Origin of the sequence: Rhodocytophaga rosea (genome assembly GCF_010119975.1) — a bacterium.
GTDB classification, from domain to species: Bacteria; Bacteroidota; Bacteroidia; order Cytophagales; family 172606-1; genus Rhodocytophaga; species Rhodocytophaga rosea.
Genome location: NZ_CP048222.1, coordinates 5,227,402 through 5,241,995, shown reverse-complemented (window position 1 = coordinate 5,241,995; position 14,594 = coordinate 5,227,402). Strand labels below are relative to the sequence as shown.

General features: G+C 41.7%; 10 protein-coding genes and 3 tRNA genes. 4 read left to right on the top strand and 9 right to left on the bottom strand.

Annotation, left to right across the window (positions count from 1 at the left end; translation table 11 throughout):
- Nucleotides 1–7: 7 nt before the first annotated feature.
- The 4 genes from tuf to GXP67_RS21665 form a co-directional block, all read right to left on the bottom strand.
- The gene (gene tuf / locus GXP67_RS21680; protein ID WP_162445055.1) at nt 8–1,195 is read right to left on the bottom strand and encodes an elongation factor Tu; all 1,188 of its coding nucleotides are present in this window, start codon (nt 1,193–1,195) and stop codon (nt 8–10) included.
- 82 nt (nt 1,196–1,277) lie between these two features.
- Nucleotides 1,278–1,349: transfer RNA gene (locus GXP67_RS21675), tRNA-Thr, on the bottom strand.
- Between the two features lie 80 nt (nt 1,350–1,429).
- Nucleotides 1,430–1,502, bottom strand: a tRNA-Gly gene (locus GXP67_RS21670).
- 73 nt (nt 1,503–1,575) lie between these two features.
- Nucleotides 1,576–1,661: transfer RNA gene (locus tag GXP67_RS21665), tRNA-Tyr, on the bottom strand.
- Between the two features lie 197 nt (nt 1,662–1,858).
- On the opposite strand from GXP67_RS21665, the gene GXP67_RS21660 reads away from it, so the two are divergent.
- Complete coding sequence (locus GXP67_RS21660) at nt 1,859–2,497, top strand: MarC family NAAT transporter (protein WP_162445054.1); 639 nt, start codon at nt 1,859–1,861, stop codon at nt 2,495–2,497.
- Between the two features lie 92 nt (nt 2,498–2,589).
- Here the strand turns inward: GXP67_RS21660 and GXP67_RS21655 are convergent, their stop codons facing one another.
- A complete protein-coding gene (locus tag GXP67_RS21655; protein ID WP_162442407.1) occupies nt 2,590–3,945 on the bottom strand; it encodes an IS110 family RNA-guided transposase in 1,356 nt (451 codons plus the stop codon).
- Between the two features lie 363 nt (nt 3,946–4,308).
- On the bottom strand, nt 4,309–6,816 hold the full coding sequence (locus GXP67_RS21650; RefSeq protein ID WP_162445053.1) for a bifunctional YncE family protein/alkaline phosphatase family protein: 2,508 nt from the start codon (nt 6,814–6,816) through the stop codon (nt 4,309–4,311).
- Nucleotides 6,817–7,122: 306 nt separating this feature from the next.
- On the opposite strand from GXP67_RS21650, the gene GXP67_RS21645 reads away from it, so the two are divergent.
- Both GXP67_RS21645 and GXP67_RS21640 read left to right on the top strand, forming a co-directional pair.
- On the top strand, nt 7,123–8,100 hold the full coding sequence (locus tag GXP67_RS21645) for an isoaspartyl peptidase/L-asparaginase family protein (protein WP_162445052.1): 978 nt from the start codon (nt 7,123–7,125) through the stop codon (nt 8,098–8,100).
- An 89-nt stretch (nt 8,101–8,189) separates the two neighbouring features.
- A complete protein-coding gene (locus GXP67_RS21640) occupies nt 8,190–8,939 on the top strand; it encodes a copper homeostasis protein CutC (protein ID WP_162445051.1) in 750 nt (249 codons plus the stop codon).
- Nucleotides 8,940–9,008: 69 nt separating this feature from the next.
- Here the strand turns inward: GXP67_RS21640 and GXP67_RS21635 are convergent, their stop codons facing one another.
- From GXP67_RS21635 to GXP67_RS21625, 3 genes are all read right to left on the bottom strand, one after another.
- Nucleotides 9,009–10,034 (bottom strand): TonB family protein, encoded by a 1,026-nt coding sequence (locus GXP67_RS21635; RefSeq protein ID WP_162445050.1) that lies wholly within the window; start codon nt 10,032–10,034, stop codon nt 9,009–9,011.
- A 229-nt stretch (nt 10,035–10,263) separates the two neighbouring features.
- A complete protein-coding gene (locus tag GXP67_RS21630; protein WP_162445049.1) occupies nt 10,264–11,031 on the bottom strand; it encodes a creatininase family protein in 768 nt (255 codons plus the stop codon).
- A 120-nt stretch (nt 11,032–11,151) separates the two neighbouring features.
- Nucleotides 11,152–13,023: an ABC transporter ATP-binding protein gene (locus GXP67_RS21625; protein WP_162445048.1), complete on the bottom strand. Its 1,872-nt coding sequence runs from the start codon at nt 13,021–13,023 to the stop codon at nt 11,152–11,154.
- A 202-nt stretch (nt 13,024–13,225) separates the two neighbouring features.
- Here GXP67_RS21625 and GXP67_RS21620 point away from each other — a divergent pair, with 202 nt between their 5' ends.
- Complete coding sequence (locus tag GXP67_RS21620; RefSeq protein ID WP_162445047.1) at nt 13,226–14,521, top strand: M20/M25/M40 family metallo-hydrolase; 1,296 nt, start codon at nt 13,226–13,228, stop codon at nt 14,519–14,521.
- Nucleotides 14,522–14,594 lie beyond the last annotated feature (73 nt).

Genomic DNA, 14,594 nt, shown 5'->3' with positions numbered 1-14,594 from the left:
GAGCTGTTTATTTTAAGATTTCAGTAACCTGACCAGCACCTACGGTTCTACCACCTTCACGGATAGCGAAACGCAGACCTTTTTCCATGGCAACCGGGTTGATCAACTTCACAGTGATAGTTACGTTGTCACCAGGCATTACCATTTCAATATCAGCTGGTAACTGGATTTCTCCGGTTACGTCAGTAGTTCTCAGATAGAACTGTGGACGGTATTTATTAAAGAATGGCGTATGACGGCCTCCTTCTTCTTTTGATAACACGTACACTTCAGCTTTAAATTCTGAGTGAGGTTTTACTGAATTAGGCTTACAGATAACCATACCCCGGCGGATACTTTCTTTTTCAATACCACGTAACAATAATCCTACGTTGTCACCAGCTTCACCTCTGTCAAGGATTTTGCGGAACATTTCCACACCAGTAACAGTAGATTTAAGGTTTTCAGCACCCATACCCAGGATTTCTACAGGCTCGCCAGAGTTAACAATACCTCTTTCAATTCTTCCGGTGGCAACAGTACCCCGGCCAGTGATTGAGAATACGTCTTCAACAGGCATCAGGAAAGGCAGATCAGTCAAACGTTTTGGTATTGGAATCCAGCTATCTACTGCTTCCATTAACGCTTCTACTGTTTTTACCCATTTTGGCTCACCATTTAATGCGCCCAAGGCAGAACCCTGGATTACCGGAATATTATCACCATCAAATTCATAGAAGCTCAATAGTTCACGGATTTCCATTTCTACCAGCTCTAATAATTCGGGATCATCTACCATATCCACTTTGTTCATGAATACAACCAGTTGAGGTACACCTACCTGACGGGCTAACAGAATATGTTCGCGGGTTTGAGGCATTGGACCATCTGTAGCAGCTACTACCAGGATAGCACCATCCATTTGCGCAGCACCAGTAACCATGTTTTTAACATAGTCAGCGTGGCCAGGGCAATCAACGTGTGCATAGTGGCGGTTTACAGTAGAATATTCTACGTGAGAAGTATTGATCGTAATACCTCTTTCTCTTTCTTCAGGTGCATTATCAATCTGAGAGAAATCTCTCTTTTCTGCCAAGCCTTTCTCAGATAATACTTTAGTGATTGCAGCAGTCAGAGTAGTTTTACCGTGGTCAACGTGACCGATAGTACCAATATTCACGTGAGGTTTGGAACGGTCAAAATTTTCTTTAGCCATATTTGAAAATCCTCTGTTTAGTTAAATTGTTGAAGTTTAGAAATTTAGTTTAAATTATTCAATTAAAGGCTTTCTTTAGAAGAGCCAACGATGGGAATTGAACCCACGACCCCTTCCTTACCAAGGAAGTACTCTACCCCTGAGCTACGTCGGCTTTTGTAAGCTTTTAGCAGTTAGCTATAAGTCATAGCTACTGTTTAGAAGCTAATAACAAATAACTAACTGCTAGCAATGAGCGGGAGACGGGGCTCGAACCCGCCACCTATAGCTTGGAAGGCTATCGCTCTACCAAATGAGCTACTCCCGCTTATATTTATCAATGATTGATTAAGTTTTAGAAATAAGAGATTTAATACTCCCTCATTCACTTAATCGTCTTTTGGTGGGGCGAGATGGATTCGAACCACCGAAGACATAAGTCAGCAGATTTACAGTCTGCCCCATTTGGCCACTCTGGTATCGCCCCGTTTTAATCCAATTGTTTCTTAGAAAAGAATTCTGTTTAATGAATTTTGTCTAAGGGAATGCAAAATTAGGGCGTTTTTTTATTTATTCAAATTTTTGCAAAAATTTATTTACAATCGGAGCGAATACGTAATTTCAGCGTTTCTTTCTTTATTTGCCTGACTTTTCTGAACTAAAATTTCAGATGCCAATACATATATGGAAGTTTTTTTAGCCACCTTTTCTGCCCTATTTCCGGTAATCAATCCTTTGGGCGCTACACCTGTATTCCTGGCACTTACAGAGTCTTTAGACAGAAAAAGCCGAAACGAACAGGCACTAAAAGCCTGCTTGTATATGATAGGTATCCTGGCGGTTTTCTTCTTTGCCGGTACATTTATTCTGAATTTTTTTAGCCTCCGCATTGAGGACCTGCGTATTGCCGGTGGAATTCTTATCCTGCGGTCAGGACTTAATTTGCTCAATCCCGATGATGCCCATAAAGGCAATAAGCGTTTATCGAAAGAGGTACAGGAAGAAGGCTTAGTAAAAGAAGATATTTCATTTACTCCATTAGCTATGCCTTTACTTTCTGGTCCGGGGTCTATTGCCGTAGTGATTGGTATGTACAATAAGGCCGAAGGATACCGGGATTTTGGCTATATCATCGCAGCTATTATTATGATGGCGCTGGCATCCTATCTTATTTTACGCTCCTCCCAGCGGTTTACTAAGTTTCTGGGAAAAGGCGGAATGGCTGCCCTCTCGCGTATGATGGGTTTTATTGTACTTTCTATTGGCGTGAGTTTTATTGTAAATGGCATATTGTCTCTGGTAGAGATGAACCAGGCGAAATAAGTATGGAGTAATATGTAGTGAGCAAAAAGATAATAAAATAGAATAATGAGTATTTATTTGATTCTGACTAACGTCCATGCCTGATACTGATTTTAGTTCATGGAAAAGCCTACATCTTGTGGCTTGAGGTCTAATTTAGCAATCTTGTTTCGGATCTTCTTGACCAGCTTCATCTTTCTTTTTTGATCCATAAACAGATACTGACTGGGCGGATTATAAGGCACATGCTTGACTATCATATTCCAGATGATGACTGCTAGCTTACGCGCTGTAGCAGAAACAGCCGCTGTTCTGCCCCTTCTATAACTAATTCGATTGAAAAAATCCGACAGGTGGGTGTCTTTGAGATTGCCAACCGCATTTGCTGCTTGCCTGAGAGCAATCTTTAAGCGGTTACTTCCTTTGGCTATGCGCTTACTTATCACCTTGCCTCCGCTGATTCTCGTGTTGGGAGTAAGCCTGAGCCAGGAAGCAAATTGTTTAGCGGTTGCAAACTTTTTGATCCCTTCACTACCTACTTCACTCATCAAGGCAATCACTGTCCCATGGCTCACCCCTTCAATACCCATCAGATCCACTCCGTCGAAATACTGGTAAGCTACTTGATTAAGGTCCATATGTTTGGGTGCATTTTTATTTACCTTTTTGTGCGGCTTGGCTTCTGCCTGTAATGCTTTCTTTGTCTGATCTTGATTGATCTGCTCGGTAAGCAGTTTTGCTATGGCTACATCACAGGCTTCAATCTTGGCCTGCAAGATTTTATACAGATCAAACTCTTGTTGTAAACCAAACAGGTAATCTTTTCTACCATTACTCTGCAAAGCTTTGGCTATTTCTTCTGCTGATTTTCGGCAGTTGCCATGACGCAAGGAAGCTAATACTGTAGGATTGGTTTCTCCTTTGCATATAGCTTCGATGATAGCTAACCCTGTCAGTCCACAGACATCACTTACTACCACATCTAACCTTAAGTTGAGTAGACGCAGGTACTTTTGCATCTTTAGGGTAGTCATGGCTGAGGTTTCAAGCAGTGAAGTGCGGTGTCTACAATAAGTGCGTAATTGTTCTGTTGCCAAGTCAGGCAGAAAACTGCTTGTGAGCAATCCAAGGCTGTGCAACTTCTGTATCCACTGGCAATCCTGTACATCGGTTTTTCTGCCTTTGATGTTTTTAGTGAATTTTCCATTGCACAGATACACTTCCAAGCCTGCTGCCTGTAAAGTAGCAAACAAACTTTGCCAATACGTACCTGTTGATTCCATAGCTACCGTGGTAATGTTGTTTTCTTGCAGCCATTTAAGTAACTCTAGCAGATCCTCATTGTAGACACCAAACTCACGGACATCTCCCGGTTTTTGGCCGATGGCCACATAGTGCGAGCGGCTACCCACATCAATGCCGGCTGCATCGGGATTCACTACTTCCATAGATAAGGATTTCTTTTTCATGTTCTTTAGATATAAGGGTTGAAAAAGTCCTAAGGAAATGTATTTTTAGATTGAAAATATTCTGACCGGGGTAGCTCTTGGCTCCTCCACTGAAATCATCTCAAAGCCTTTCTGTTGGAGCAGAAGGGCTTTTACATTTCTGACCAGAATTGCAAACGGGCTGTAAGCACCAGGCAAAAATCGGTCTTACTTAGGACAGCTAAATTTATCCTCGTTAGCTAAAGAAATCAATACACTTTTCGATATAGGGGGAATTGCAAATACCGGATTAATTCGTTCTGCAGCTTATTTATATTTATATATAGCCATCTGTTATTTTACATAATTCTACAGACAACGACCAACCAAATAACGATTTACTATTTATTTGTCTTTATCTTCATTGTCTTCATCTTCAGCTTCTTCTCTTTCATCCTCCTCTTCTTCATCATTATCAACCAGCCGGAGAAAGGCACTGCGGCGAGGGGCAGGCATCTGACTGGATTCTCCTTTTACCGTTTTCCAGATTACTTCACTGAATTCATTATCTGGAGCGGCATCTTCTACAGCCAGATTAAATGATTCTGAACGGCGGGCACTTTCGGTCATGGCTACGTTTTTAGCTTCCAGGTCTACATTATTTTTGAGTGATGTATAAGGTGTCAGGTCGGGAGTGGCCGTGAAACATTCCCACATCGGATTGGCAGCGGCATCATACTGGCTCATGGGAGGTAATCCTAAAATGAGTTCTATGGTTCGTAACATGCCAGAAGTAGAATACATATTGTGATTCACACTTTTACGTTTTATATACGGACTAATAACAAAAGCCGGTGAACGATGCGCATCTACATGATCTGGGCCATTCTGGGCATCATCTTCGAGAATAAATACTACCGATTCTTTCCATACTTTGCTATTAGACAAATGTTCAATAAAACGGCCCAAAGCCAGATCATTATCTGCCACATGGGCGGCTGGAGTAGGCGCTCCTATTCTGGCACCACTGGTATGGTCGTTTCCGAAACGCAAGGTTGTAAGCCTGGGCAACGCATTAGCAGCTACTAAGGAATCAAAGTCTTTTTCCCAGATTTGCTCTCTGACAATATCTTTAATACTCAGATCATATTCCGGATAAGCTGTCGCCATGTGACCTTCCAGGGCTGAGCCTTTCTTTTTGGCATAAGCCTGAAATTCGCCATAACTGCGGTAACTAATACCAGCCCGTTTGCAATAATCCCAGATAAACCCATCTTTAGGAAAAGCAATTTCCCGGCTTCCTTCATAATCATAATTTCCACCCCGGCTGCTGTAACTTGTAGGCCACACTTTTTCTACATAATCATTAGCATATGCCGCCATTGACCAGTTATGTCCGTCGGCGCTTACTTCTGCATCTACATAAAAGTTATCCAGCAGTACAAACTCACGGGCCAATGCATGATGGTTAGGCGTGACTTCCTGCGGAAATAAGCAAAGAGAGGGATCGCCATTTCCTTCAGGCATATCTCCCAATACCTGGTCGTACGTGCGGTTTTCTTTAATAATGTAGAACACATATTTGATAGGCGATGGGTCACCAGATTTGCGGGGAATAGGATTTCCGGTTTCTCCAGCGGCCTGTTTCTCTTTTTCTTTGGTATAAGGAGTGTTATCGTATACAATTCTGGAGTAAGCACCCAAAAGCGGATCGCCTGGCATGTTGATGGTTAGTAACGTTCCTTTGAATAATCCGCCAATATATTCTGTTCCTTCATCCCTTTTTTTAGTGGGGTTCGGACCTTTGGGATTGGCTTTGGAAAATTCACCTTTGCCATTGGTTACAAAAATCTGGTTACCGGCAATTTTTACAGACGTAGGATACCAGCCAGTTGGCATAAATCCTTTGGACCGGCTCTTTCCTGGTTCAGTTACATCGAAAACAGCCAGGCAATTATTATCTGCATTGGCAATAAATACTGTTTTTTCATCTTCAGAGAGGGAAACTGCATTGGCTGTACTGCCGGTTGGCGCATCCGGATACAAAGCAGTAGCAATAGTTTCTATCACTTTGCGGCCTTTTACATCAATCACAGATACAGAATTAGAATTGGCATTGGCGACAAATAAATACTTCCCGTCTTTGGTAAGTGTCAGATCATTCGGATGGCTTTCTACTTTGATTTCCTGAGCCATTTGCATCGTTTCTGTATCGAATATTGCGATTCGTTCTCCGCCCCATAACGAAACATATAATTCATTGGAAACAGGTGACAGCAGGCAGGTATAGGGTTCAACAGGTAATTTAACCCGGTTTATTACTTTTTTGCTTGTCAGGTCGCAGATGTATAAAGCGCTGTCTTCTTTGGTAACGGTATATAGTACATTCTTCTTTGGATTGATCTCTATACCTGCGACTGATATCTTTTCAACAGGCCAGGGTTTGCCCAGCACAATAGAATCGGCTAAAGCTATTTTATTATCTGCAACTCCATAAATCCGGATCATATTATCATTTCCACCAGAAGCATACAGAAATTTCTCGTCGGCGCTGAATTTCAATCCAAGCCATGCTTTGGGAATATCGATGTCTGAAAGCATTTTTCCTGAAGCCACCTCTATCAGCATGATCGATTGCCTGCTCTGTCCATTATTAGTAATTGCCAGTAGTTTTTTTGAAGGAGAAAGCGCCATGTTCATCGGAAAATCACCCAGAGGCTGTGAAGTTCCTGCCGGTGTGAGGGACCAGCCATTAGGCAAAGTAATGCGCTTGGCAATGAGCTCTTTTACGAGCGTAGAATCTGCTTTACTTCCATCTGCGCTTTCCAGATTATTTTTACAAGCCTGTGTCAGCAGCAGAAATGGCAGCAAACACACATAAAAGCAGGTGTGTAATCTTACTAGTTTATTCATCCGACGTAAGCGGTTTAATAGATGATTATCAAGGAAAAACAATTGCTGAATTAGCCTAAAAAGTGAATAAATTCAGAGCCGGTTGTAGTAAAGTGGTAAATTAGTAAAAAACTTAAAAGTTGTATCAGCAGAATTATTTCTTGAGAATAAATTAATATACATATAACAGCACAGAGCAAACTAAAACTATCATCAATGAAGGGTATATCGCTATAATTTAGGTGTGCATTACTCGATTGGCCTGTTTTTTTAGTATACTTGTACGTACTTCCTTTCCATAAAAGTTTACAAGTAAACGTATACAGTATGAACAGCCGCCGTAAATTCCTTAAGATATCTGCTCTCAGCACTGCCCTGGCAAGTATTATTAAACCAGCATATTCCTCTAATCAAAAGCCGCTTGCTACAGTCGCCAGTAAACCCATTGTAATTTCTACCTGGCGGCATGGACTGGCTGCCAATGAAGGTGCCTGGAAAATTTTGTCGGCTAACGGAAGGGCATTCGATGCTGTGGAAGCTGGCGTAATGATTACGGAATCTGATCCCAATGAACGGAGTGTAGGCTATGGCGGATTGCCAGACCGGGATGGAAAAGTAACATTGGATGCCTGTATAATGGATGAGAACGGGAATTGTGGTTCAGTGGCCTGTCTGGAATACATCAAAAATCCGATTGCAGTGGCCAGAAAAGTAATGGAAAAAACCCCACACGTAATGCTGGTAGGAAAAGGAGCCCTGGATTTTGCTTTAGCTAACGGGTTTAAAAAGATGAACCTGCTTACTCCTGCTTCTGAGAAAGACTGGAAAGAGTGGATGAAAACCTCCAAATACAAACCTATCATCAATATTGAGAACCATGATACCATTGGCATGCTTGCTTTAGACCAGGCTGGCAATCTTTCCGGCGCTTGTACCACCAGCGGACTAGCCTATAAAATGCACGGACGGGTGGGCGATTCTCCCATTATCGGTGCAGGTTTATATATAGACAATGAAATAGGTGCCGCCTGTGCAACCGGTTTAGGCGAAGCGGTTATCAAAGTAGTAGGCAGCCATGTGGTGGTAGAAATGATGCGTCAAGGCAAGTCTCCAGAGGAAGCCTGCAAAATTGCTGTGGAACGCATTATGAAAAAAATAAAAGATGTGAAAGATCTACAGGTTGGATTTATTGCCCTCAATAAAAATGGTGAATATGGAGGCTACAGCATTCATAAAGGTTTCGATTTTGCGCTGTACACTGGCAGTGAGAATAAAATGGTAGATGCTAAAAATATAGTAAGTTAAAAAATTGCAGGCTCGAAAAAAGTAAAAATCAGCATTCGATCAGCTACCTATTTCTAAATTAACATGCAATTCGAATACTTACTATTCTTATGAAAAAGAAGATTACTATAGAAGTCGTAATAGATTCGGTACAATCAGCCATTGCAGCCCAGAAAGGCGGTGCCGATCGGGTAGAATTATGCGGCAATCTGTTCGAAGGTGGTACTACTCCCAGTGCCGGTTGTATCGAAGTTACCAGAAAAAATATTCAGATAGGCTTATTTGTGATGATCCGGCCCAGAGGAGGGGATTTCTGTTATTCTGAGCCGGAATTTGAACAAATGCAGAAAGACATTGAACTTTGTAAAACCCTGAAAGTGGATGGGGTTGTATTTGGCATTCTCACCCCAGACGGACAGGTAGACAAGGAACGGACGGCTCAACTGGCCGAGCTTGCACAACCTTTACAAGTTACTTTTCACCGGGCTTTCGATATGGCAAAAGACCCCTTTCAGGCATTAGAGGACATCATTACATTAAAAAAAGTAAGCCGCATTCTCACCTCCGGCCTGGAAGCTTCTGCTTATGAAGGGGCTGACCTAATCGCTGAATTAATTAAGCGAGCTAACAATCGCATTAGCATCATGCCTGGTGCAGGTATTACTGAACGGAATATTACTAAAATTAGGAATATCACTGGAGCAATAGAATTTCATGTAAGCGGCCGCATCAAAGTAGCCAGCCAGATGATTTACCGGCCAACTACTGTATTTATGGGTGGCACTTTACGTCCGCCAGAATTTGAGCAGAGTATAACTGATGCTGGTAAGATTGAAGCGGTTAAGGAAGCTATCGAATAAAATATATTATAAATTTTATTAAAGAACAGTTCACCGAAGTAAATTGTCGAACGTTCAATAAGAATTGTATCAACCGGTTTTAAACTGCACTGGTACACTTACTCTAGCTTTTGCTGATTTATTATTCAGTTTACCTGGTATCCATTTACCAGAGGACAATTTAATCACCCGTATTACCTCTTCATCGCATCCATACCCAAGACCTTTGAGTATTTGAATATCCTCTAATTCTCCCGACTCATTTATCACAAATTGTACAAACACTTTACCATTAACTTTTGCTTTCCTAGCTTGTGATGGAAATTTCAAGTTCTTTCCTACAAGATCATAAAACTCAGCCCAGCCACCTGTGTATTCTGGTCCAATATCAAGTTTTTGAAAAATCTCCACTGTAGGATCATACTTTATACTTTGCATGAGACGCATAGCTACTTTGTTGTTTCCCTGAAAAGCAGGCACCCATTTAGGGCTTGCAACAAATGTTTGTCTAATAAGTTGGACCACATTTTCTTTCACTCCACTAATTGAATCTACAGAAATAGTACCTTCAGGCATTACTGTAAATAAAACAGTAGAAGCAAACGCTTCGGTAAGATCATCTTTCTTTTTTAATAGTTGGTTGGCTACATAATTACGAAATGCCGCCATATCGCCCGGAAAAGCGCATTGATGTTCGGCCATTGCATAGGTTGTAGTATTTGCCGGTTGCTGCCTATAGTGTATGAGGGAGTCATAAGCGGCCTGATTGTAAACAAATTCTGTAAGAAATACTTGCCCTTTAATAGATAAATCCTCTAAAGAATGTAAAACAGGTTCAATCTTTATCTTAACCTTGGGGTTATCCACTGTTAGCTCCACAGATGAAGTTACATATCCAACATGAGAAACTGTAATTTTTACAGGTAGTTGTTCAATAAGCTCAAAATAACCAAGAGGATTTGAAACTATTGTATGTGTAGTTTGCTCTACTATGATAGATGCATCTTTTACTGGCTTATCGGTTTTGGCATCAACAATTCTTCCTAATACTTTTACTTGTTGAGAAAATGCTGATATAGAAAGAAAAAGTAATACAGATGTAAAAAAGGATCTCATAAGGACAAATATATACCTGACAGCTTTCATCACTTATCTAAAAAGCCGGTATATTATACTAGGTAATAAAATCCTTTTCTAAGTAGAATTTATGAAGATTACGTTTACTGGCATAATTATTCTCTATATCTATTCCATACTATTTAATGCAAAACAATCAATTCCCAACCAATATAGGTTTTCAGTAATATATAAATACTTTAAAACAAAAAAGTAAAGCTCATAATCACTATTCATACAAATCCTCAATCGGGCAGTTGGCGAGTTCGGTATAGAATTTAGCGATATTGGCAACGGTAGCCTCCAGATAGGCTTTTCCTTTTTCGGGAGTGGATTCGGCAGGGTCTCCTACACCGGTATCTTTGGTGACTTTGCTCCATTCCCGTTGTGCCCATACCCAGCCTTCTTTAAATCCGTTGAGCTTAAATTTTTTAGCAGCTCCATCTCCAGCCTCCGACAAGTCAAGTACCAGATCTGGGGCAATGTGCATAATGGCACTGGTTTCCATCGCCCCAGCATGGTCGCCAGGGTCGTTAAAATACTTGTTCCAGTTAACAGCTTTATACCAGTTCAGCGTACAAATAAATGTAGTTTGAAACTTAGCTTGCAATTCCCGGATCATCTGCCGGAAATCGTTTCCGCCATGCCCGTTCATCATCACAATTTTGTTGATCTGCTGCCTGGCTAGCACCTCTAATACATCATGCATCACAGCAGCCTGCGTACTGGGATTCATATTAATATCGAGCTTGATGTCTAACTGGCCGGTATTCACGCCGAAAGGAATAGTAGGTAATACAATTACTTTGGTTCCTTGTTCCCAGGCAATCCGGGCAGATTCGGCGGCTACATAATCGCATTGAATGGTATCAGTCGCATAGGGAAGGTGATAATTATGGGCTTCAGTAGCGCCCCAGGGCAATACAGCAACCTGGTAGGAAGTGTCTTTTACTGTTTTCCAGTTGGTTTCGGCTAAAATATAAGGTCTGGGTGGCATAAGTTATGTTGAGAATAAAAAATACATATCTCCCGAAATATACAAACTCTGCCCAAATGATTTACTGTATAGCCGCTTAAGTTTTATAGTAGTCTAGATATACACTTTCTTCTATATATTCTATTGATAGCCTCTTGCCTGTAGGCGGAAAAGTTCGGCATACCGGCCATCATTCGCCAGTAATTCCTCATGGCTTCCAATTTCATGTAATTCGCCATTATCTAATACCAAAATACGGTCGGCCATACGGACAGTAGAAAAGCGGTGAGAAATAAGTACAGCCGTTTTACCATGCGTCAGTTCAGCAAACCGTTGGAATACTTCATATTCTGCCCTGGCATCCAAAGCTGCCGTAGGTTCATCCAGAATTAATACTTGTGCATCCCGCATGTAGGCACGCCCGAGCGCTACTTTCTGCCATTCACCGCCCGAAAGTTCTACGCCTTTGGCAAAACGTTTTCCTAAAATCTGGTCATATTTTCCTGGCAGCTTTTCAATCACGGTATCAGCTAGGCTTTGGTGTGCTGAATTTTCAATACGATTTTTATTTTCCTTTTCGGCAATCCGTCCTACGGCAATATTACTGGAAGCACTCATCTGAAACTTAACGAAATCCTGGAAAATCACACCAATCTCCTGGCGAAGTTCAGTCAGGTCATACTCCCGCAAGTCATAGCCATCCAGCAGAATACGGCCTTCGGAGGGATCATATAAGCGGGCCAGTAATTTAACTAAGGTAGTTTTTCCAGCTCCGTTTTCGCCCACCAATGCCAGCTTTTCCCCGGCATGTAAAGTAAATGAAAGGTGGCGATTCGCCCATTTTTCGGAGTTCAAGTATTTAAAACCTACATTTTCAAATACAAATCCTTCCTTAATTGGGCGTGGGAATGGACGGGGTTTTTGCGGCGTATAAATTCTGGGCTTGATCTCAAAAAAGTCGAACAGATCGCTGAGAAACAAAGCACCTTGCGACACACTTGAAAATCTGGTGAGTACCCCTTCCAGTAAGGATCTCAACTGGCGGAACGAACCAGCCAGAAAGGTAAGCGTACCTACCGATAACATTCCATTTACCGTTTGCCAGATAATGAACCCATATGCACTGTAATAGCCAGCACTGCCAATCGCAGCGAACACACTTCCCCAGGAGGCACGTTTTACAGCCAGTTCTTTGTTTGCTTTGTAATACTTATCGGAGAGAATGCGGTAACGGTCGGTAAGAAATCCGGAAAGCCCGAATATTTTCACTTCCTTGGCAGTTTCGTCGCTGGCACCAATATAGCGTAAATAGTCCAGTTCTCGCCGTTCAGGTGTCCAGCCATGTACCAGAGAATAACTCTTCTCATTAAAATGAGCTTCTCCCAGAAAGGCAGGTACTACCGCGATGACTAATAATAAGATAAGCCAGGGGTTAAATGCCACCAGACCTGCTCCCAGAAAAGCCATCGTAATCAGATCCTGTACTTGTCCCAATACCTGCGAGAGCAGAATGGTGCGTCCGATGGTTTGTTGCCTGGCTCTTTCCAGTTTGTCGTAAAAGATAGAATCCTCAAACTGATCTAAGTCAAGTGTAGCCGCATGTTCCATCAGTTCAATAGAGGTCTGATTGGCAAATAAATCGCCCAGCAAACTGTCGAGTAAAGCAACGGCCCGGCTTAGGGAATCTGATAAGAAAGCAAGCCCGAATTCGGCAGCTACCAATTTCCACAAAGTGGTCAATTCATGTGGTCCGGCAGTTTGGGTAAGTACGATCACTTCATCAATGATCAGTTTGCCAATATAGAGCATAATCACCGGCAAAGCTGCCTTAAGCACCCGAAGCACAATATTGGCGATAAACATAGGCGGACTGGTTTTCCAGACCAGTTTAAAGAATGCCGGTAAATTGCGTAAAGCGCTGAGCCGTTGTTTGAAAGTGAGCGGGTTTTCAGAATTATTTCTGGAAGTACGGTTGTTTCTTCCATTGCTGGAAGCACTTGATAATATAGCCATGAATGTATTTAAAAGATAATAAGCCCTACTGTTTCCAGACATCCTCAGGTTGCAGGAGTAATTACTTCGTAAAGTTTGTCCAGAAAGGCTATCTATAATAATGTGAATCCGGCTAATAAAGTTTCGAGGTAAATCTTTAAATTGACCGTTTAATAGGGAACAGACGATACAAATGTTCTCCTAAAAAATAAACTATAGACTCATGAAAAAATTGATTCAGCTTATATGCTGTCTGTTGATAAGTGTACCGGTTTTCTCTCAAAAATCAGGGATTGAACAAGCCTATGTAGACCGTATCATTAAAACGCTGTCGGCCGATGACATGCAGGGACGAAAATCTTTTGAACCAGGTGCAGACAAAGCGGCTGATTTTATTGAAGAAGAATTTAAAAAGATTGGTTTAAAACCCCTGGATGGGCTTACTGGTTATAAGCAAACTTTTAATGTGTATAGGGTAAAACCGGGTGAAACGACTGTACAGGTAAACGGGCAAACAGTGACCTCCGATAAAGTTTTTGTTATCACCGGGCAACCTCAGATACAATGGCAGCAATCGAGTGATGCAAACGTGATTTTGGTCCGGGCCGAAGATAGCTTTTCTCAGATAGCCAGCGATTTGATGAAAGCCAGGAAAAATACACTCCTTCTGATTGACGAAACCCACCAAAAGATATTTAATCAGTATAGAAACTATTTCTCTAAAGGCAATATCAGCCTGGAACAAGCAGGTGACGGTTCGCTGGTATTCGCCATGTTTCCGCCGGTAGAAAATCCCTCTTTCCAGGTAAAAGCCAGTAATGTGGTAGAAACACTGAAATTAAGCAATGTTGTAGGCATGATTCCTGGCAAAGACAAAAAAGAAGAAATGGTGATCTTTTCTGCCCATTACGATCATATAGGGATTCTTAAACCGGTAAATGGAGACTCCATTGCCAATGGGGCTGACGATGATGCTTCCGGAACAACGGCTGTACTAGCACTGGCGAGTTACTTTAAAAAGCAAAAAAATAAAGGACGTACGCTCATATTTGTTGCTTTTACTGCTGAAGAAGTAGGAGGGTATGGTTCGCAGTATTTTTCCAAACAACTGAATCCAGATAAAGTGGTGGCTATGTTTAATATGGAAATGATTGGTAAACCTTCTAAATTTGGGCCAAATACAGCCTGGGTTACGGGTTATGAAAAAACCGACTTTGGCAAAATACTTCAGCAAAACCTGCAGGGAACCCAGTTTACCTTTCACCCGGACCCTTATCCGGAACAAAATCTGTTCTACCGTTCAGATAATGCAACACTTGCCAGGTTAGGGGTACCAGCCCATAGTATTTCTTCCGACCAGATCGACATTGATAAATTGTATCACAGTGTGGATGATGAATATGAATCGCTCGACATTGCCAATATGACGCAGATCATTAAGGCCATTGCCCAAAGTGCAAGAAGTATCATCAGTGGCAAAGACACTCCTACCCGTGTGAATGCTTCGGAGTTGAAGTAGGAATTATTGGTTAGATATAACAATAAACTTTAAGGCGTTTATAAAGAATAAGCCCCAATCTATAAGTTGGGGC